The sequence below is a fragment of the Brevibacterium casei CIP 102111 genome (assembly GCF_900169275.1).
GTDB lineage: Bacteria > Actinomycetota > Actinomycetes > Actinomycetales > Brevibacteriaceae > Brevibacterium > Brevibacterium casei.
Window position 1 is genome coordinate 699,398 of record NZ_FXZC01000001.1, and the last position, 18,400, is coordinate 717,797.

An 18,400-nucleotide genomic window follows, 5' to 3' on the forward strand; every position below is an offset into this window, starting at 1 on the left:
CAGCAGGTCGTCGGTGACCTGCAGGGATGCTCAGTCCCCTTCATCCTATGCGGTCGCCGCCGCCCGGAGATAGGGACTTCGACACAGCGTAGAGTGATTCTCAGCACTGTGACAGCGCATGTGCACGGGCCTGAACGCGGGCTGAGTCGAACCTCGCCGAGGCGGTCGACGGGATCCGTCGACGGTGGCCGACCAGTGAGGCCGACCAGCAGAGCCGACCAGCGGAGCCGATCGACAGAGCCGACCAGCAGAGCCGATCAGTAGACTCGGGACCATGAGGGTCACGCTCGAGGAGGTCGCCGCACGCGCAGGTGTGTCCCTGGCGACCGTGTCCCGGGTGATCGGACGCCGCGGAGCCGTCGCCGAGACGACGCGGGCCGCCGTGCTCACCGCGATGGACGAACTCGGCTACACCCGCTCGACCCTGCTGCCCGAGTCTCCGCGCCGCCTCGTCGCCGTCGGAGCCCCCGGCAATCCCGAGTACTGGCAGACGCAGGTGTGCACCCGCGTGGCCACCGCCCTCCAGGACCAGGGGCTGCTCATCACCCGCCCGCCCGTCGAGACCGACTCCGCGCCGCTCGACATCGCGATCGCCGCGGGTGCCGTCGCGCTCGTCACCCCGACTCTGACCTCCCTGCACACCTCCATCCCGTGCATCCGCGTCGACGAGCAGTCGGCGAGCCTGGCCGAGGGCGGGACCGGCGACATCATCGCCGCCCGCCTCGACCTCGGCGGGGGGATGACGACGGCGTTCGAGCATCTGCGCGCGATCGGACACCGTCGCATCGGTCTCATCTGCAACGACACCGGGGAGCTCGCGACCCAGCTGATCCAGCGCTTCCTCGCCGAGCATCCCGCACGGTCCTACGGACTGCCGCTTGAGGACTGGATCGCCCCGGTCCCGAAGTCCTTCTCGGGCGGCTCCCGGGCGATCCTCGAACTCAAGGACGCGACGTGCACGGCCGTCATCGTCCAGTCCGCGCTCCAGCTCCACGGGGCGCTGCACGGACTGCGGAACCGCCGCCTCCAGGTGCCGCGGGACATGTCGCTCGTCGGCTTCGGCGACTCGCCGACGATGCGCTTCACCGGGCCGCCGGCGACCGTGCTCGGCATCGACGTCAACGGTCTCTCCCAGGCGCTCATCGAGGCCACGCTGAGCACCCTGCGGATCACCCCCGGGGGTCCTGCCACCGTCCCGCCGGTCTTCCGCCCGCGCCTCTTCGCGAGGGGCTCGACCGCGGCGGCGAGGCAGTGATGGGCGCCTCCTCGAAGCAGGTGCGCCTGGCCGAGATCGCCGACCTCGCCGGGGTCTCGACGGCCACGGTCTCCCGTGCGCTGCGGGACCCGGGAGCGGTCTCGGCCGCCTCGGCGGAGAAGGTGCGCCAGGCGCTCTCCGTCCTCGGCATCGAGACCCCGGCGGTGAACCCGTCCGGCATCCCCCTCATCGCCCTCGTCCGCCCGTCCGCCCCCGCCGGCAACGTCGACCCGTACACGAACCTCTTCGAGATCCTCACCAACCGGATGTTCGCCCAGGGCATCGCCGTCGTCCACGTCGAAGCCGAACTCGAGCGCACCGAGGCGATCGCCGATTCCCTGCTCGGCCCGGTCGCCGAGCACGGAGGCGAATCCTCGGGTCCGCGGATCGCCGGAGCGATCGTCCTCGGCGGGGGAGCGGCCGGGGCGCTCGCGGCCAGACTCTCCGAGCGCGGGCTGCCGCTCATCCGCGTCTCGAACGCCCGCCACGACGACGGGATCTCCCGCATCGTCCTCGACGCCTCCGACGGCATCGCCACCGCCGTCCAGCATCTCGTCCACCTGGGGCACCGGCGCATCGGTCTCGCCGTGCTCAGAGACACGGCCGCGGCCGCCCGGATCGCCGGGTTCCGCCGGTCGATGGCAAGCGTCCTCCACATTCCCGCGACCCGCGATCAGGCCCCCGTCGTCGAGGCCGCGGGCGGACCGATGGCAGGGGTCGCGGCTGCCGAGGAGCTCCTCGACCTCGGGTGCACCGCGGTCATCGCGTGCGCCCCCTCGCTCTCCTTCGGCATCCTCGAGGCCGCGGCGCGCGCTCGCCTCGACGTCCCCCGGGACCTCTCGCTGCTCACGGTCGGCGATATGCCTGACGCCGATGTCATCGCCCCACCGCTCTCCCAGGTCAGCTACGACTGGGAGACGGTCGCGGCCTCCGCGCTCGACGAAGTGGAGGCGATGATCGCCGCCCCGACGCGAGCGAGACGGGTCGACTACTCGGTCACTCCCGACCTCGTCCTCCGCGCCAGCGCCGTGCCCCCGCAGCGGAGGTAGGGCGCGGGGCCTGGACCTCGATGCCCTGCGGAGTTGCCCGCACATGGTGTCGTCGCCCGTGCGCCTGCGATTTGCTGGTCACTGCGCCGAGGCTGGCGGGCCGAATCGAGCTGATCGACCTCGGCGGAGTGACCAGCAAATCCTGCAGGCCTCGGCGGAGCGACCAGCAAATCCTGCAGGCCTCGGCGGAGCGACCAGCAAATCCTGCCCAGGCGGCGTCCGCGTCAGGAGGCAGTGAACTCCGCGCGCTCGTCGGCGAGGCGGGTGAGGAGGGTCGCGACGGCGTCGGGGTCGGCGATGCGCAGCTCGGCCTGCGTCGGTGCCGATCCGACCTTGATGCCGACCCCGGTGACCTCGGGCCGCATCTCCGCGAGTTCGGCGAAGGCGTCCTCGTCGGTGATGTCGTCGCCGAGGTAGAGGGCCGCTGTCGGGTGCACCTCGGCGACCAGCGCCCGGATGCCGGTGCCCTTCGTCGCCTGGCTCACGGCGAGTTCGGTGATGTCGTGTCCCTCGATGACGCGGATGCCGCCGTGTTCGGCCTGGACCGAGACGACGTGCTCGCGCAGGGACGCGGCGAGTCCGGGTGCCATTCCTCGCGTGTGCACGGTGCGGGAGTAGGGTTTGCGTTCGATCCGCAGGTCGAAGCCCTCGCGGTCGCTGAGCGTCGTCAGCTCGGCGAGGTGGTCATCGATCGCCGCGAGCAGTTCTTCCTCGTCGTTCGTCACGGCGTTCGCCTCGGTCGGGTCCGGCGCCGAGGCGGTCGCCGCGGACTCCGTCCCCGAGGCGGTCGCTGCGGACTCCGTCCCCGAGGCGTCCTGCCCCGGGCCGAGGTCGATCTCCGCCCCGTGGGAGCCGACGATCATCGCCGAGGCCGGAGGATCGGCGAGCCCGCGCAGGGTCGCGACGTCCCGTCCGGAGACGAGCGCGAGCTGCGTGTTCGGCAGGGTCGCGATCCTCGCGATCGCCTCCGCCGAGGCGGGCAGGACCCGACTGAGGGAGGGGTCGTCCTGCAAGGGGGCGAGCACGCCGTCGAAGTCGAGGGCGACGAGGAGGTCGTCCGCCTCGGCGAGGGGGTGCAGATCCACGTCAGCGGGGTCGCTGAGCGGAGGAGTGAGGGAATCGGAAACGGCAGGCGGCATCGAGGTCGAGTCCGAGGTCACGGCGGCTCCTAGGTCGCTGAACGGGTGTCGGGAGTGGACTGCGCGCCGTCGGTCGACGCAGGCGTGGAGGACGAGGGTGCGGCCGCGGGCGTCGCAGACGGCACCGGGGCGACCGGCGAGCGCTCGGGCACCGGAGCCGATTCGGGCGCTGGAGTCGTCTCCTGGCCGGGAGTCGTGTCCTGGGCTGGAGCCGTCTCCTGGGCTGGAGTCGACGGTGCCTGTTCGGGGGCGGCCGGCTGGGCAGCGGGACGGCCCTGCGGGGCGGGACGGTCGGGGACGACGGCCTCGGGGGTGTCGCGGATCGCATCGAGCTCGGCGAGGAACTTCTTCGACCACGCGCTCACGGTGTCGGTCCGCACTTTCTTGCGCATCTGCCGCATCCGCCGGCTGCGCGTCTTCGGATCCATGTTCACGGCCTCGAGGATGCCGGCCTTGAGGTTGCCGATGTCGTGCGGGTTGACGAGCACCGCGCCGGCCAGCTGCTCGGCGGCTCCGGCGAACTCCGAGAGGACGAGCGCACCGTCGTCGTGGAGGCGGCAGGCGACGTACTCCTTGGCCACGAGGTTCATCCCGTCGCGCAGGGCGGTGACGAGCATGACGTCGGCGGCGATGAAGAACGCCGTCATCTCATCGCGCGGGTACGAGTGGTGGAGGTAGTGGACGGCGATCGAGCCGATGTCGGCCTGCTCGCCGTTGATCCGTCCCACTGCGAGCTCGACGTCGTGGCGGATGAGCTTGTACTGCTCGAGCCGCTCCCTGGACGGGGTGGCGATCTGGATGAGGACGATGTCCTCGACGTCGAGTCTGCCTTCGGCGAGGAGCTCGCCGAACGCCTTGAGCCGGTGCCGGATGCCCTTCGTGTAGTCCATCCGGTCGACGCCGAGCATGATCACCTTGGGATTGCCGACCTCCTCGCGGATCTGCGCGGCCCGTTCGATGATCTTCGGGTCGGCGGCGAGCTCTTCGAGGTAGGGGGTGTCGATGGAGATGGGGAACGCCTCGGCGCGCACGAGGTGACCGGGAAGGTCGCCGTCGGCGGGGACGGTGACCGTCGAGCCCTTCGTCGTGAAGCCGAGCCGACCGCGCACGGCCCGACGGAAGTTCGCGGCGTCCGCGGGGCGCTGGAAGCCGATGAGGTCGGCGCCGAGGAGGCCGCGGAGGATCTCGTCGCGCCACGGCAGCTGCGCGAAGAGTTCGAACGGCGGGAAGGGGATGTGGTTGAAGAAGCCGATCCGCAGATCCGGGCGCATCCGGCGGACGAGCTGCGGGACGAGCTGGAGCTGGTAGTCGTGGACCCACACGGTCGCGGACTCGGCGGCCACCTCGGCGACCTTCTGCGCGAAGCGCTCATTCACCCGTACATACGCGTCCCACCACGTCCGGTGGTACTCGGGCGGGGCGATGACGTCGTGGTAGAGCGGCCACAGGGTGGCGTTGGAGAACCCTTCGTAGTACCTGAGGACATCCTCATTTGTCAGGGTCACCGGGATGAGATGCATCCCATCGATGGTGAAGGGGTCGAGGTCGACGTCGGCGACACCCGTCCAGCCGATCCACGCCCCCTCCTGCGCTTTCATGACCGGGGCGACTGCGGTGACCAAACCCCCAGGTGAGGTACGCCATTCGCGATCGGGATCGGATGCGTCGCGATCGACGGGGAGTCGGTTCGCGACGACGACGAAATCACTCTCGCCGAACGGTTCCGCAGTCTCGGATCCAGCGGCGTCGACGGTGCTCATCTGCGCCTCCTCAAGTCTCGTTGCTTGGAACGAACTCTACTCGCTCGACTACCCTTGTGACCGTGATGGTTCAGGATCTGGGAGGCTACCGCCTCATCGAGGAGCTCGGCTCGGGCGGCATGGGTGTCGTCTACCTCGGTGTCGACGGCGGCAACAATCCTGTCGCCGTCAAGGTCCTCCACCCGCACATCGCCAGCGACGAGACCGCGCGCAAGCGTCTGGCCAGGGAGGTGAGGACGCTGCGGCGGATCCGCCATCCCCGCATCGCCGAGGTGCTCGACGCCGAGCTCGACTCCGCGCAGCCCTTCATCATCACCGAGTTCGTCGACGGTCAGACGCTCTCCGACGACGTCCGGGACAACGGTCCCTTCGCCGAGGACGAGCTCGTCCATTTCGGTCATGCCCTCCTCGACGCTCTCGGTGCCGTCCATGACTCCGGTGTCATCCACCGCGACCTCAAACCGGCGAACGTCATGATCATGGACGGGGAGCCGATGGTCATCGACTTCGGCATCGCCCAGGTCGCCGACGAGGTGCGGGTGACCGCGACGGGGCTGGTCATGGGCACGCCCGGCTACCTCTCCCCGGAGATCGCCGACGGCAAGTCGTCGTCGGAGAAGACCGACTGGTGGGGCTGGGCTGCGACGATGGCGTTCGCGGCGACCGGCCGCAACCCCTACGGCGCGGGACCGCTCGAAGCGGTGCTCGGCCGAGTGGCGCTCGGCAAGTTCGACCTCGCTGATACCCCACGCAACTTCGTCCCCCTGCTCAAGGCCTGCCTCGACCCGAAGCCGGAGAGGCGCCCGAGCGGGCAGATGATCCTCGATGCGCTCGTCGACATCGAATCGGGGCGCATGCCGCAGCTCGGCTCCGGATCGGGCCCCGGGGTCCAGCGCACCGCCGTCATGCCGGCCGTCGACGAATCGCGGTCCGGGGCGCCCGGCGGCGGAGACTCGGCCGATGGCCGGGGAGTGCTGCGCGGGGGATATCCGGGACAGGATCCGCACGGGGGCGCCGTGGTCGGGGGAGCTGCCATGGGCGGGGCTGCCGTCGGCGGTGCGATGGCTGCGGGGATGTCCGGCGGCGGGAATGCCGCTGCGGGTCAGGCCGCTGCTGGCCATGCCGCTGCGGGTCCGCGAGGCGGTCAGGACATGATGCCGGGCCGCGGGTACGCTCCGGCGCAGTCTCCCGGGACGACGAACTTCGCAGGTCAGCCGGGTTCCTCGGCGCCGGGACAGCAGCATCCGGGGCAGCGTCCGTTCCCGGGGGAGTCGTCCCAGGGCCAGCGCTTCGCCCAGGGCCCGTCCGCCGGGCAGGCGCCGATGCGCCCGACCTCCCTCCATCCGGGGGCCGGCCAGTCGGGCTTCGACCCCCGCGGCGGGACGATGCGCCAGGCCACGGCGGGTCCCGTGCGCAATCCCAACGGCGCCATCCAGGCCGCGCCGGGCTCGGCGCTCGCCGGTGCCGACCTCGGCAGCCGCGGCTACGGGCCAGGCGATGTCACGGCAGGCGGGTGGTCGGGCCAGGGCGGACATGCCGGTCGTGGTCCCGTCGGCATCGGCCCCGTCGGGCATGAGGGCGGCGGTCCAGGAATCCAGCCCGGCGAGCAGTGGGCGCCGCTGACCTACCGCTCCATCCGCACGGGCGGATGGGTCGTCTTCGCCCTCGTCGTCTTCGCGGCGGTGATCATGCCGCTCAGTCCGCTCGTCATCACCGCGTTCTCCTTCGCCTGGTCGGTGCTCGCGCGCACGGCCACCCGTCTCGACCGCAAGGTCCAGCGCTACCGCTATGAGCGTGGCGAGGACGGCGGCGGAACGCTGCGGTCGGTCGCCTCGGCGCCGGGAGCGCTGCTGGCATCCGTGCTCACCTCGGTGGCGACGTTCCTCCTTCCCGCGATCGCGGGGGTAGCGATGCTCGTGCTCACCAGGCTCGACGTCGCAGGCATCGTCCCCGGCGAGCTCTCCGAGCAGTGGTCGGTATGGGCGGCAGCGGCTGCCGGCGGCCTCGTCCTCTGGGTCGGTCCGGGGGCTGCGAGCCTGCGCTACGGTTCGCGGCTCATCGTCTCCGGGGCGACCCGCAATGGCCTGGGCAGGCTCATCGCCCTCGGCGTCATCGCCGTACTCATTGTGCTCGCGATCATGGTCATCACCTCCGGTGCCGCGATGAACTGGTGGCCTCTGCCCGAAAGCCCGTTTGCGTGGCTGCCGGGACCTGTCTGAGAGTCTCCCCGGCGTTTGCGGGACGGAGGGCATGGGCCGTACGGAACGAGGGGTGGCCTCGGCGGGGATGATCGCACCGGAGGACCCGGCCGTGGAAGGCGGTTGAGCACTGCGCACGGGAGGGGGTCGAGCCCCGCGCAGGGGAAGGGGTCGAGCCCCGCGCATGGGCGACGATTGCGATGATTGAACCTTGAATTTCACTGGGAGTCGCGTGACAGGCGATTTCGGTACAGTGGGAGCGTCGGGGCGGAGCACCGCCCGACGGGTCTGATGTCGGTTCGCGCCGACCGGGACCGCCCCCCAGTCGGACGATCGACAACGTGAGGAACCATGGCGAAAGACAACTCCGCGGCGGAGAAGCGGAATCGGGCACGCGAGAATGCCCGTCAGATCGCAGCAGCTCAGGCGAAGAAGGAGAAGACCGCCAAGATCATCCTCTACTCGGGGATCGGCGTGGTCGTCGTCGCGGTGGCCGTCATCGTCACCCTCCTCGTCGTCCAGTCGGCCAGGCCCGCGAACCCGCCGGCGAACTACGTCGCCGGGGGCGTCAGCCTCGCCAAGGGCGGAACCGTGGTCCAGCCGATGAACATGCCCGAGGGCGAGGAGTCGTCGCTGCCGACGCCGGCCGAGGCCGGTGTCAAGGAGAATGCCGCCACCGTCACCGTCTTCATCGACTTCCAGTGCCCCGCGTGCCGGGCGTTCGAGGAGACCAACGCGTCGACGCTGAATAAGCTCGTCGAAGAGGGCACGATCGTCCTCGAATACAAGCCGATTGCCATCCTTGACCGCTTCTCCAACGGCAACGAGTACTCGACGCGCGCCGCCAACCTCGCCGCATGCGTCGTCGACTCCCAGCCGGAGAAGGCCGGAGCGCTCTTCGAGGCGCTCTTCGCTCAGCAGCCCGAGGAGGGCACCAGCGGACGCACCGACGAGGAGCTGCTCAAGGTCGCCTCGGACGCCGGCGTCGACACGTCGAAGGCGCTCAACTCCGATCCGGAGCAGACCGTCGAGAGCTGCGTGACCGACCAGTCCTTCAAGAAGTACGTCACGAACTCCACCCAGGAGGCTCTCGATTCGGGTGTCGACGCCACCCCGTGGGTCCTCATCAACGGCAAGCAGACCGAGCAGACCGGTGACCCGCAGTCGCTGGCCATCGAGATCCTCAAGGCCACCGGCGAGGTTCAGAACTGAGGTTCTGAGCCCTCCCACCGTTTGCGGTCGAAAAACCGAGGGAAATTGGCCGATCTGGCTGATTCCCCTCGGTTTTTCGACCGCAACGGGCGATTTGGTGGTCACTGGGGCGTGGTCGGCGGGTGAATCCCGGCCCGGTCGCCTCGGCGGAGTGACCAGTCAATCCTCCGGACCTCGGGGCAGTGACCGGAGAATCCGCAGGATCACCCCGAATGAGCCCTGGCCATCATCCGCCGAAGCGGCCGAGTTGCCCGACGCTCTCAGAGCTCCGGCTTTTGTCGCCCGAGTGCCCGATGGACTACTATCGTGTAGGCATTGAGCGCGGGAGAACCGCGCCCGCGCCTCCTTAGCTCAGTTGGTAGAGCACCGCTCTTGTAAAGCGAAGGTCGTCAGTTCGAGTCTGACAGGGGGCTCCACCGAATCGGGTCCGGCAGTCTGCTGCCGGGCCCGATCGTCATCTCCGGCTCGGGTGGTCGGCCGATGACCACTCGGAGGGGGACTGTCCGGTCTGATCCTCGTCGGTGGGTCGGCTCCCTGCCTCGTTCGACCGGCCGGCGCGCCCGGCGGCCTGAGGCTCCGCCCCGGCTGGCGGGCGCTCCTGTCCCGCGTTCCGCCCCGGGAGGCCGATCCTCTTCGCCCACACGAGCACCCAGACGGCACCGGCGATCGCGAAGAGGCCGGTGAAGAGGACGCCGAACTGCAGCGAGGCGATCGCGATGACGAGGGCGATGACCGAGGGGCCCGCGAGCTTGCCGCCGTTGTTGAAGATCGCCCAGATTCCGAGGAACCGGGCCCGCCCGATGGCAGGCGAGAGGTCCGCGCCGATCGTCATGTTGACCCCCGCGCCGAGGCCGTTGCCCACGGCCATGATCCCGACCGCGACGATCATGCCCACGAGGGTGGGCATCGTCACCATCGCGATGAACCCGGCCCCGAAGATCGTCAGGCAGGCGACGAGCGTGGCGACCCGGCCCAGATGGTCCTTGATGTAGGCACCGAGGAACATGAAGACGAGTTCGAGCCCCGCCCCGAAGGCGATGAGCAGCGAGATCTGCGACTCGTGCAGTCCGATCGAGACACCCCACAGCTGGATGACGACCGGCTGTGCCGACCGCGCCACGGTGAGCGTGATGATCGAGATCCCGACGAGGATGACGGCGTTCCAGCGCACATCGAGGCGGGCTCGCCGAGGTGGTGCGGCAGTTGCAGACGCCCCCTGAGCGTGAGTGTCACCTGAGATCGGATGCTGCGCTGAGTCGGAGGCGGCTTGGGAATCGCGTGGGACCGTCGTCACGGTGGTGGCGTCGGCCGCGTCGGCTCGACCTCGGGCAGTCTCACGGTGGTCCGAATGCGCCGACGCCGTTCCCGTCGCCGCGTCTCCCGAGGTCTGACCGTAGTCGGGGATCCGTGCGATCGGCAGGGCGAGGACGAGGATCGCGAGCAGCCCGGCGACACCGGCGAAGACGAAGACCGACCATATCGGGAAGACGAGCATGAGTCCGGCACCGATGATCGGCCCGACGAGGTTGCCCACCCGCATGCTCCCGCCGAGCGCCGTCATCGCCTTGGCCAGATGGGCAGAGGGCATCACCTCGGCGACGACGGCCTGCCGGGCGAGGTTCCACACATCGGACACCGGCGCGAAGAGCATGAGTGCGATCGTGTAGACGACGATCGATCCCGCCGAGTCCCAGAGGAACGCGACCACGATCGCTGCGAGGACGACGATCGCGGTGACCGTCGCGACGACCATGGCGCGAAGATCGCCGAGGCGGTCGATGAGGATCCCCGCCGGCACCGTCGCGAGCAGTGAGACCGCGCCCATGATGCCGACGGTCGCGGCCGCGAACGCCGAACTCGCCCCGAGCGAGAGCGCACCGAGGACGAGGACGGGCAGGATCGCTCCCAGTCCCGCCGCGAAGAGCAGCGAGGGGATGAGCACCGGCCACAGGATGGGTTTGAGCACATCACCAGTCTATGGAGGGTGCCCATGGGCCGACCGAGGCGTCCGCAGGGCGGTGTGCGGGCGTCTTCTCCGACCGCTGTGACGCCGCTCCCATCGAACACTCGGGCGAAGATGAGAGCGTGGTCACATGAGAACAGCGAACACAGTGGTCCCGCCGTACCTGCTCAGCAACCTCGCCGACAACGGCGGCGAGAGGTTCCCCCGCGCCGCCGACGCCGCCCGCACGGGCCTGAGAGCCGACGCCCGAGTGCGTCAGCTGCGCGCCGAAGGCCTGCGCGCAGCACCCGACGACTCCTCGGCGACTGCCCGGACCCGCAGCGCCCAGGCCGGTGAGGCGACGGGTCCGAACCGCCAGATCCACGACGCGCAGAACAAGGAGGACCTGCCCGGCGTCCTCGTCCGCAGCGAGGGCGAGGGACCCGTCGCCGACGACGCGGTCAACGAAGCCTACGACGGCCTCGGCGCCTCGTATGCCCTCTTCGCCGAGGCCTTCGACCGGAACTCCCTCGACGGTCAGGGCGGACCCCTGCTCGCGAGCGTCCACTACGGTCAGGACTACGACAACGCCTTCTGGGACGGTCGCCTCCTCGTCTTCGGCGACGGCGACGGTGAGGTGTTCACAGGCTTCACCGGCTCCCTGTCGATCATCGGCCACGAACTCAGCCACGGCGTCATCACCCACACCGCCGACCTCGAGTACTTCGACCAGTCCGGCGCCCTCAACGAGCACTGCGCCGACGTCTTCGGGGCGCTGACCGAACAGCATTCCGCCGGGCAGAACGCCGAGGACGCGACCTGGCTCATCGGCGCCGGAATCTTCACCGAGGCGGTCACCGGCAAGGCCCTGCGCTCGATGATCGCCCCGGGCACCGCGTACGACGACGACGTCCTCGGCAAGGACCCGCAGCCGGACCACATGGACGGCTTCGTCCGCACCGAATCCGACAACGGCGGCGTCCACCTCAACTCCGGCATCCCCAACCGCGCGTTCGCGGTCGCGGCGACGACCGTCGGCGGTCCCGCGTGGGAGACCGTCGGGCAGGTCTGGTACGGCGTCCTCACCGGATCCGAGATCACGACGACGACCGACTTCGCGCAGTTCGCAGATCTCACCATCGCCGAGGCGGCCGACCAGTTCGGAGAGGGATCTGACGTCCACGACGCGGTCGTCGAAGGATGGACGACCGTCGGCGTCGTCACCGGGCCCGCAGCCCGGGGAAACCGAGGGAGCAGCTGGTGAGCACCGCAGGATCCGGTGACCGGGAGTTCGGTCACCTCCTCGTCGAGCGCAGCGGAGGGATCGGCGGATTCCTCCTCGTGTGGGATCTCGACATCGACACGAGCAAACACCGTGAGGAGCTCGGCGAACGCGTCGCCGACCTCCCGTGGCCGAGCCGAGGCGACGGGCACGCTGGAGCATCGGGTGCCGGTGGGCAGGCGGCGGCAACCGGCGCCGCTCCGGGCGGGTCGGTGTCTTCGGCCGATCGCTACGTCTACCTCATCGAGAGCCGCTTCGGGCACGCCCGGTTCGGGGAGAAGGAGCTCACGGGGGAGTGGAAGGAGCTCGTCGACCACGTCCGCGACGTCGCCGAACCCGAACGCCGCCGCCCCGGCGCCGACTGAGCCGACCGTACCGGCTGGGGTGGAGGCTCAGACCGAGCGCCCGCCTCGGCGGCGATCGACCGCCTCGGCGAGGGGGTGGGCACCGGCCATGACATCCTTGTCCCATGACTCATGACACGTCGACAGCCGAGAAGAACGAGCGCGCCCTCGAAGACGAGATCCACACCGACCTGCGGGAGCAGATGACCTACGGGTCGTACCTCGACCTCGATCGGCTCCTCACCTCGCAGCATCCGGTGAGCGATCCCGAGCACCATGACGAGCTGCTCTTCATCATCCAGCACCAGACGACCGAGCTGTGGTTCAAGCTCGTCATCCACGAACTCCTCGACGCCCGCCGCCTCATCGCCGCCGATCAGCTGCAGCTCGCGCTCAAGCGCATCGCCCGCGTCAAGCACATCCAGAAGACCCTCACCGAACAGTGGTCGGTGCTCGCGACGCTCACCCCGAGCGAGTACGTCGGCTTCCGCGACGAACTCGGTCAGTCCTCCGGCTTCCAGTCCTGGCAGTATCGGGCCGTCGAGTTCCTCCTCGGCAACAAGAACAAGGGCATGCTCGCCGTCTTCGACGCCGAACCCGAAGCACAGGCGCAGCTGCGGCGCTACCTCGAGGAGCCGAGCGTCTACGACGAGTTCCTCCGGTTCCTCTCCCGCCGCGGTCTGCCCGTCCCGCAGCGCATCCTCGACCGCGACGTCTCCGTCTCGCACACCTTTGATGAGGAGCTGCTCGAGACCTTCCGCATCATCTACGAGAACCCCGAGGAGTACTGGCTCGAGTACGAGAGCTGTGAGGAGCTCGTCGACCTCGAGGAGAACTTCCAGTTCTGGCGCTACCGCCACATGCGCACGGTCCTGCGGATCATCGGCATGAAGCGCGGCACCGGCGGCTCGAGCGGCGTCGGATTCCTCCAGAAGGCCCTCGACCTCACGTTCTTCCCTGAGCTCTTCGATATCCGCACCGGCATCGAGAACGGCCCCGGGACGCGGACGGCCCCGAAGCACTGAGCACCCGTCCGGGCGCTCGGCAACCCGGTGCAGGGTTGCTCAGCGCCCGGAGGGTTGCTGGGATCGTCCGGCGGCGTGTGCTCAGCGGTCGGCGAAGAGGAGCTCGACGACCTGCGGGAAGTACGGCGAGGACGGCTCGACGAGGTCCATGTGATCGGCGCCGGGCAGAACAGTCAGCTGTGCCGGGAAGTTCTGCGAGAACGACACGTCGACGATCCCGTCGGCGTCGCCGTGGATGATGTGGGCATCGGCGCGCTCGGGGATGAGCACCGCCCGCGACCGCGGGTCCTCCCACAGGTACGCGGCGAGGTCCTCCTGCGGAGGCGCGCCCATGTAGTCGAGCACGGCACCGTCGGCGAGTCCGTCATTGACCTCCCGGAGCAGATCCGAGATCGGAGCGAGCGGACGCAGCCGGAAGTCAGGACCGTCCGCATCGAGGTGGCTCGCCCATGCGAGCACGAGGCACCCTCCCGCGGAATGCCCCGCGACGACGGGCCGGTCCCGCGCCTCGGCGGCCACACCCCACGCCTCGAGCGAATCGAGGGCGAAGCTGATCGCCGCGGTGACGTCGTCGAGGCAGCGCGGCTGCCCGCCGATGCGTCCGTACTCGACGAGGACGCAGAGCACCCCGGTCTCGGCGAGCGCCTGGGCGAGCGGCCTGGCGTGGACGAAGTCGATGCTCGGGCGGAAGTATCCGCCGTGGACGAAGACCACCACCGCCGAGGCGGTCGCCGGGTCCCCGTGGACCTCGACGAACTGGTCGGGATCGTCCCCGTAGGGGTGGCGGACGATGTTCGGCTCAGCACCGAGCCGCTGCCCGAGCGCGTCGAGTGCCTCGCTGCGCGCATCCTCGGTCGATCCGTGTGTCTCACTCATCTTCGTCCTCCTTGACGATTCGCCTGCCGTCGACTGCCAACCGGCCGTCGTCGCTGATCAGCTGTGCGGTCTCGACGTCGACCCCTGTCCGTTCGCCGGCGGCCTCGGCGGACCCGGAGCCCTCGCCGTCAGAGGGGTCCCCGCCGGAGAACCCGGGCTCGTGAGCGGCGGCGGTGACGTCGACCTCGTCGTCGACCGCGATCTTCCGCACCGGGGAGAGGTCGGGGACCTTGGGGCTGAGCAGGTCGCCGGAGGACTGGCCGCGCAGCCGCCTGCCCACCCACGGCGCGAGATGCTCGCGCGCCCACTTCGACTCCTCGACGACGACGTCGCGGATCGCCCGGGTCGTGCGCGGCGGCATCCCGAAGCCCGTCGTCGGCAGCGAATGACCGGATTCGAGGGTCGCGAGCGCCTGCCGGGCGACGAGGTCGTGGCCGTCAGGGGAGAGGTGGATCTTGTCCTCGGCCCACATGTCCTCGGCGTAGAGGGGGCGCAGACCCCAGACGTCGACCATGTGGCAACCGTGGCGCTGCGCGATCGTCCACAGGTGCGCGTTGTAGACGCCGACGCGCGGACGCACCGCGCGCAGCAGCGGCGACATCGTCTCCGTGTCGAAGCCGTTGGCCATGACGACCTCGATGCCCTCGTCGCGCATCGCGATGACGGCGCGCTCGAACTGGTTCGCCAGCCCGTCGATGTCGGTGCGCGGGCGCAGGCAGTCGTTGCCGCCGGCACAGAAGCTCACGAGGTCCGGTTTGAGGTCGAGGACCTTCGGCACCTGCTCGTCGATGACACCCTGGAGGAGGCGGCCGCGGATCGCGAAGTTCGCGTAGAGGAGCTCGGGTCCACCGGCCGGAGAGTCGACAAGGAGTTCGGCCAGCCGGTCGGTCCACCCCCGGAATCGGTCGGGGGTGCCGTCGGGGTCGGGGTCCATGAGGCCCTCGCTGAAGGAGTCGCCGATCGCGACGTAGGAAGTGATGGTTTCGAGCATCCTCAGCTCCTTCTGATCGTTCGTCCGCTCTCTCCAACCTATACCCACAGTCCCCATGCCGCTCCCATGCCCGACCGCCTGATCTGTGCATGCGCGCCACACCCGCTGAGTCGTCGGCGGGAGATGCCCCAGAGGTGCCTCGACCGCGTGGTGAGAGCCTTGAACGGGCACCCCCGTGGCGTAGACTCGACACCGCGGCACAGCAGCCGCGCACCTTGAGCGAAGAGCACCCGGCACACGCATCTGAAGGAGCACGATGTATCGATCGGTCCCCGTCCCCGCACGCCACGACGTCGCCATTGTCAATGCGAGGATCCTGCCGATCGCCGATGCGCAGGGTGAGCGTGCCGAACCCATCGAGTCGGGCACGATCGTCCTCGCCGACGGCCGCATCGCCGCCGTCGGCGGACCGGAGACCGAGGTGCCCGAGGGCACCGAGGTCATCGACGCCGCGGGCCGCTGGGTGGTCCCCGGCTTCATCGAAGCCCACGGCCACCTCGGCGTGCATGAGGACGGAGAAGGCTGGTCGGGCGACGACACGAACGAGATGACCGACCCCAACGGGGCGGGCCTGCGCGCCCTCGACGGGATCGACCCGGCCGAGCTGGGATTCAAGGATGCCCTGCGCGGAGGCGTCACCTCGGCGCTCATCAAACCCGGATCGGGCAACCCCATCGGCGGGCGCACCGCCTTCGTCAAGACCTGGGGCCGGGTCGTCGACGAGATGCTCGTGACGCAGGACCTCTCGGTCAAGTCCGCGCTCGGGGAGAACCCGAAGCGGGTCTACGGGGACAAGAAGGTCACGCCTTCGACCCGGATGGGCACCGCGAAGATCATCCGCGACGCCTTCGTCGAGGCACAGAACTACCGGGCCAAGCGCGACCACGCCGAGGCTGAGGGCACCCCCTTCGAACGCGACCTCGTCAAGGAGACGCTCGCCGAGGTGCTCGACGGGACCCTCGCATGGGACCAGCACTGCCACCGGGCCGACGACATCGCCACCGCGATCCGGCTGTCCGAGGAGTTCGGGTACCGGCTGGTCATCAACCACGGCACCGAAGGCCACAAGATCGCCGACTTCATCGCCGAGAAGGGCATCGACGTCATCCTCGGCCCCCTGATGACGAGCCGGTCGAAGGTCGAACTCCGTGACCGGACCCTTGCCACCGCCGCAGCGCTCGCCGAGGCGGGGGTGCGGATCGCGCTGACCACCGACCATCCGGTCATCCCCATCAACTTCCTCATCCACGAGGCCTCGCTCGCCGTCAAGGAGGGCCTCGATCCCGTCGTCGCGCTCGAGGCGCTGACGATCAATCCGGCGGCGATCTTCGGCCTCGACGACCGGCTCGGCTCGCTCGCCCCCGGCAAGGACGCCGACCTCGCGATCTGGTCCGGCGATCCGCTCGACCTCGACTCCCGCGCCGAGGAGGTCTTCGTCGACGGACGCCTGGTCTACTCCTTCGACCAGGAGACCGGCACCGCCGAGGTGGCCGACCCGTACGGTCCGACTCTCATCAGCGAGCCGTGACCCAGAGGCCCCCAGACGACGCCGTGACCGGAGCCGGGATCGACTCCGACGAGGCGACCACCGCCGACATCCCCCTCGACGGTGCGGTGACCGAGGATGCGACGACCGCTGACATCCCCGTCGACCGGGCCCCCGCCGAGGTGGTCCGCGACCAGGATGCTGAGACCGGTCCCGTGCGGGGCCGGGAGAGGTCCGAGGCCGGGTCGCAGGCCCTGCGCGAACTGCTCGAACGCACCCGAGCGCAGCGCCTGGCCGAACTCCAGTCCCAGCCCCAGCGCACCGGCAACGGCAGAGCCCGGACGCAGAAGCAGGCCAAGCCGCGCACCGACCACCTCGGCGCCTCCCAGCGGGTCGCCCAGCGCGTGGCCCGCCGCACCGTCGGCAGGCTCGTCACCGGCACCTCGGTGAACACCCAGCCGGTGCCGATCATCACCGTCCTCAAGGGCACCCCGTACCAGGCGCCCGTGCAGGCGAGCGAACCGAGCGAGGACGAGGCGCGGATGATCCTCGACCTCGCCGCCGATATCGCCGCGATCATGATGCGCGCGGGTGCGGGCACGAACGACATCGAGGTCTCCGTCATCGCCGCGTGCACGGCGTGCGGACTCTCCACCGCCGAGGTCGACCTCACCTCGAGCACGCTCGTCGTCCACTACTCGACCTCGGACGGGCGGCTGATGACGGTGATGCGCGTCAACCGCGGGGAGTCGACCCACTACGCGAAGCTCGCCTCCGTCCACAAGCTCGTCTCCGACCTCGTCGACGGCCGCATCGGGTTCATGGACGCCCGGAGCCGTCTCGATGCGATCCGCTCGCAGCGTCGGCCCTTCAAAGAGTGGTTCGTCACCGGTGCGTGGGGGCTCATGGTCGGCTCCCTCGTCCTCCTCCTCGGCGGCGGTCCGATCGCGATCGTCCTCGGCATCGCGATGGCCGTGTTCATCTTCCAGCTCGGCAAGCTCATCGGCCGCACGAGCCTGCCGTCGTTCTTCATCACCGCGCTCCAGGCGGCGATCGGCACTCTCGTGGCGATGGCGGCGGGCAACTTCGGGCTCATCGACTCCCCGCAGTACCTCGTCGCCGCGGCCATCGTCCTTCTGCTGCCCACGCAGTCGCTCTACTCCTCCGTCCAGGATGCGCTGACGAACTTCCCGCTCACCGCAGCCGGGCGGCTCGTCGGGGTGTTCCTCTCCTTCGCGGGCATCGTCTCCGGACTGGCATTCGGCGTCGCGTGCGGGCAGGCGCTCGGCATGGATCCCATCGAGATCCTCGTGCCCCGCTCCGGTGTCCACGTCGTTGCGATGATCGTCTCGCTCGGTGCGGCAGCGGTCGTCGCGATGGCCGGTGCCGTGGGCATGCAGGCCTCGAGGCGGTTCATCCTCCCCGCCGCGGTCGTCGGCCTCGCCTCATTCATCACGATGATGTCGCTGTCCCTGCTCGGGATGGACAACGTGCTCGCGAGCCTTCTCTCGGCCACCGTCGCAGGCTTCCTCGCCCGGCCCCTGGCACTGCGGCTGGGAGCACCGGCGATCGTGCTGACGATCCCTGCGATCTACACCCTGCTCCAGGGACTCTCGATCTTCACCGCGGTCTACCGGATCGTCGCGGAGACGGAGACGACGACCTTCGCCGAGGGCCTCTCTGCGCTCTTCACCGCGATCCTCGCCAATGCCGCACTCGCCGTCGGCGCGGTCCTCGGCAGCTACCTCGCCCGCCCGCTCAAGGGCCGCAAGGCGGAATCCGTCGCCGATTCCGTGCGCTCAGGGGAGGCACCGCCGAAGGACGTGCAGGGCTGAGGTCTG

General features: G+C 69.7%; 14 protein-coding genes and 1 tRNA gene. 10 read left to right on the forward strand and 5 right to left on the reverse strand.

Annotated features, from left to right (window positions below; genetic code table 11):
- Window positions 1-274: 274 nt before the first annotated feature.
- The gene (locus tag BC102111_RS03045; protein ID WP_101623545.1) at window positions 275-1,255 is read left to right on the forward strand and encodes a LacI family DNA-binding transcriptional regulator; all 981 of its coding nucleotides are present in this window, start codon (window positions 275-277) and stop codon (window positions 1,253-1,255) included.
- Window positions 1,255-2,304: a LacI family DNA-binding transcriptional regulator gene (locus BC102111_RS03050; RefSeq protein WP_101623546.1), complete on the forward strand. Its 1,050-nt coding sequence runs from the start codon at window positions 1,255-1,257 to the stop codon at window positions 2,302-2,304. The genes BC102111_RS03045 and BC102111_RS03050 overlap by 1 nt, the downstream gene beginning before the upstream one ends.
- 224 nt (window positions 2,305-2,528) lie before the next feature.
- On the opposite strand, the gene BC102111_RS03055 is transcribed toward BC102111_RS03050, so the two are convergent.
- The gene (locus BC102111_RS03055; protein ID WP_180960563.1) at window positions 2,529-3,389 is read right to left on the reverse strand and encodes a trehalose-phosphatase; all 861 of its coding nucleotides are present in this window, start codon (window positions 3,387-3,389) and stop codon (window positions 2,529-2,531) included.
- An 83-nt stretch (window positions 3,390-3,472) separates the two neighbouring features.
- Window positions 3,473-5,203, reverse strand: coding sequence for a trehalose-6-phosphate synthase (locus tag BC102111_RS03060; protein ID WP_101623548.1), 1,731 nt, complete (start codon window positions 5,201-5,203; stop codon window positions 3,473-3,475).
- Window positions 5,204-5,268: 65 nt separating this feature from the next.
- On the opposite strand from BC102111_RS03060, the gene BC102111_RS03065 reads away from it, so the two are divergent.
- From BC102111_RS03065 to BC102111_RS03075, 3 genes are all read left to right on the forward strand, one after another.
- On the forward strand, window positions 5,269-7,422 hold the full coding sequence (locus BC102111_RS03065; RefSeq protein ID WP_063248838.1) for a serine/threonine-protein kinase: 2,154 nt from the start codon (window positions 5,269-5,271) through the stop codon (window positions 7,420-7,422).
- Window positions 7,423-7,752: 330 nt separating this feature from the next.
- Window positions 7,753-8,613 (forward strand): DsbA family protein, encoded by an 861-nt coding sequence (locus BC102111_RS03070; RefSeq protein WP_063248839.1) that lies wholly within the window; start codon window positions 7,753-7,755, stop codon window positions 8,611-8,613.
- Window positions 8,614-8,953: 340 nt separating this feature from the next.
- Window positions 8,954-9,029: transfer RNA gene (locus BC102111_RS03075), tRNA-Thr, on the forward strand.
- A gap of 38 nt (window positions 9,030-9,067) precedes the next feature.
- Here the strand turns inward: BC102111_RS03075 and BC102111_RS03080 are convergent.
- Window positions 9,068-10,579 (reverse strand): MFS transporter, encoded by a 1,512-nt coding sequence (locus BC102111_RS03080; protein WP_063248840.1) that lies wholly within the window; start codon window positions 10,577-10,579, stop codon window positions 9,068-9,070.
- Window positions 10,580-10,706: 127 nt separating this feature from the next.
- Here BC102111_RS03080 and BC102111_RS03085 point away from each other — a divergent pair, with 127 nt between their 5' ends.
- The 3 genes from BC102111_RS03085 (at window position 10,707) to BC102111_RS03095 (ending at window position 13,206) form a co-directional block, all read left to right on the forward strand.
- Window positions 10,707-11,819: a M4 family metallopeptidase gene (locus BC102111_RS03085; protein WP_063248841.1), complete on the forward strand. Its 1,113-nt coding sequence runs from the start codon at window positions 10,707-10,709 to the stop codon at window positions 11,817-11,819.
- On the forward strand, window positions 11,816-12,202 hold the full coding sequence (locus BC102111_RS03090) for a hypothetical protein (protein WP_063248842.1): 387 nt from the start codon (window positions 11,816-11,818) through the stop codon (window positions 12,200-12,202). The genes BC102111_RS03085 and BC102111_RS03090 overlap by 4 nt, the downstream gene beginning before the upstream one ends.
- Before the next feature lie 104 nt (window positions 12,203-12,306).
- Window positions 12,307-13,206: a tryptophan 2,3-dioxygenase gene (locus BC102111_RS03095; protein ID WP_063248843.1), complete on the forward strand. Its 900-nt coding sequence runs from the start codon at window positions 12,307-12,309 to the stop codon at window positions 13,204-13,206.
- Between the two features lie 81 nt (window positions 13,207-13,287).
- Here the strand turns inward: BC102111_RS03095 and BC102111_RS03100 are convergent, their stop codons facing one another.
- Both BC102111_RS03100 and BC102111_RS03105 read right to left on the reverse strand, forming a co-directional pair.
- Window positions 13,288-14,082 carry an alpha/beta hydrolase gene (locus tag BC102111_RS03100; protein ID WP_063248844.1) on the reverse strand — a complete coding sequence of 265 codons (795 nt, stop codon included), beginning with the start codon at window positions 14,080-14,082 and terminating at the stop codon, window positions 13,288-13,290.
- Entirely contained in the window at window positions 14,075-15,073 is a 999-nt protein-coding gene (locus BC102111_RS03105) for an SGNH/GDSL hydrolase family protein (RefSeq protein ID WP_063248845.1), read from the reverse strand. The genes BC102111_RS03100 and BC102111_RS03105 overlap by 8 nt, the downstream gene beginning before the upstream one ends.
- A 256-nt stretch (window positions 15,074-15,329) precedes the next feature.
- Between BC102111_RS03105 and BC102111_RS03110 the strand changes: the two genes are divergently transcribed.
- Window positions 15,330-16,601 (forward strand): amidohydrolase, encoded by a 1,272-nt coding sequence (locus tag BC102111_RS03110; RefSeq protein WP_063248846.1) that lies wholly within the window; start codon window positions 15,330-15,332, stop codon window positions 16,599-16,601.
- Window positions 16,598-18,394, forward strand: coding sequence for a threonine/serine exporter family protein (locus BC102111_RS03115; protein ID WP_223289915.1), 1,797 nt, complete (start codon window positions 16,598-16,600; stop codon window positions 18,392-18,394). The genes BC102111_RS03110 and BC102111_RS03115 overlap by 4 nt, the downstream gene beginning before the upstream one ends.
- The last annotated feature ends 6 nt before the right edge of the window (window positions 18,395-18,400 follow it).